A 1,299-nucleotide genomic window follows, 5' to 3' on the forward strand; every position below is an offset into this window, starting at 1 on the left:
GCCGCCGCGAGGCTGGTGGCGAAGCAGGCGAAGAATCGGGTCTGCGCGTGCTCGTTCAAGTGCCGCATGTAGCCGATGGAATAGATCGCCGCCACGATCCACAGCAGCGACGAGACGGTGGCAAACACCATGCCGAGCGCATCGACCCGGAAAGCAAAGTCGATCCCCGGCAGAATCTCGAACAGGCGAAAATCGACCGTCCCGCCCGCCAGCACCGTGGGCGCCATCGAGGCGACAATTGCAAACATGGCGATCGCGGCCAAGGGCGAGACGATATCGCGGAGTTTCTCGCGGCTGTTCAGAAGGAGAACTGCAAGGGCCGCCAGACCGGCGACGGCGACGGCAAGTAGCGGCCGGATCGATATCACCGGGTCCAAGCCGCTATCCTTTCATCATGGTCACGTCGTCGACCTTGAGGGTGGACTTGTTCCTCACGAGGGCGACCAAGATGCCGAGAGCGATGGCTACCTCCGCCGCGGTGATTGCGATGACGAAGATCGCGAAGATCTGCCCGCGAAAGTCGTCGTGGTAATATCCGAAAGCGATGAAATTGATGTTGACCGAGTTGAGCAGCAGCTCCAGCGACATAAGCACTACCAGGATGTTGCGCCTGAGCAGTACACCCGCAGCTCCGATCACGAACAGGACCACTCCCAGCACAATGTACCACCAGAGCGGCACCATCAGCTCGGCTCCTTCCGCGCCAGCACGATGGCGCCGACCAAGGCCGCGAGCAGGATGACGGAGGCGACTTCAAACGGCAGCAGATAGTCGGCGAAAAGCGTTGTGCTGAGCTGCCTGATTTCGCCTGCGGTGCGCATAGTAGCGGGCTGTATGACCGAAAAGCGGTCGCTCCAGAGCACCAGCGCCAGCATCTCGACCCCAAGCAGGACGAGCAGCACGAGTGCCGGCAGGTTCCCGCCCGGCAAAAAGCGCTGCAACACCGCTTCGCGCACATCGATCATCATGATCACGAATAGGAACAGAACCATGATCGCGCCGACATAGACGAAGATCTGGATGACCGCGAGCAACGGCGCCTCGAGCAAGACGAAGATCGCCGAGATCTGCAGGAAACACGCCATCAGCGCCAAAGCACTGTGGATCGGATTGCGCGCCAGAACCACGGTCAGGGCCGTGATCACGGACGCCGCAGCGAACAGTAGAAAGAACCCCTGATCCATCGACGCCGACCCTCCGCTGCGAACTGTCACTCGGCGCGAGGGCCGGATTTGAGATAGCTGCGCACTTCAGATGCGTTCACAAATTGTGCCCTAGTCTCGAATTTTTCTCAAGATT

2 protein-coding genes and 1 pseudogene are annotated in these 1,299 nt (G+C 60.2%); all 3 read right to left on the bottom strand.

The window, feature by feature from the left end; all coding sequences use genetic code 11:
• Nucleotides 1-377: pseudogene (locus G6N73_RS35705) on the bottom strand (monovalent cation/H+ antiporter subunit D family protein); the annotation flags it as partial.
• Nucleotides 378-381: 4 nt separating this feature from the next.
• A complete protein-coding gene (gene nuoK / locus G6N73_RS35710) occupies nt 382-684 on the bottom strand; it encodes an NADH-quinone oxidoreductase subunit NuoK (protein WP_165034547.1) in 303 nt (100 codons plus the stop codon).
• Nucleotides 684-1,184, bottom strand: a complete 501-nt coding sequence (locus tag G6N73_RS35715) for an NADH-quinone oxidoreductase subunit J (protein ID WP_165034548.1) — start codon at nt 1,182-1,184, stop codon at nt 684-686. Before G6N73_RS35715 ends, nuoK begins: the two co-directional genes overlap by 1 nt.
• Nucleotides 1,185-1,299: the final 115 nt, after the last annotated feature.

This window comes from Allomesorhizobium camelthorni, from assembly GCF_011045125.1.
In the GTDB taxonomy this organism is placed as follows: domain Bacteria; phylum Pseudomonadota; class Alphaproteobacteria; order Rhizobiales; family Rhizobiaceae; genus Allomesorhizobium; species Allomesorhizobium camelthorni.

Bases quoted from the DNA above. Each gene is read 5' to 3' on its own strand.
- nuoK (WP_165034547.1), bottom strand. From the start codon at position 684: ATGGTGCCGCTCTGGTGGTACATTGTGCTGGGAGTGGTCCTGTTCGTG.
- G6N73_RS35715 (WP_165034548.1), bottom strand. From the start codon at position 1,184: ATGGATCAGGGGTTCTTTCTACTGTTCGCTGCGGCGTCCGTGATCACG.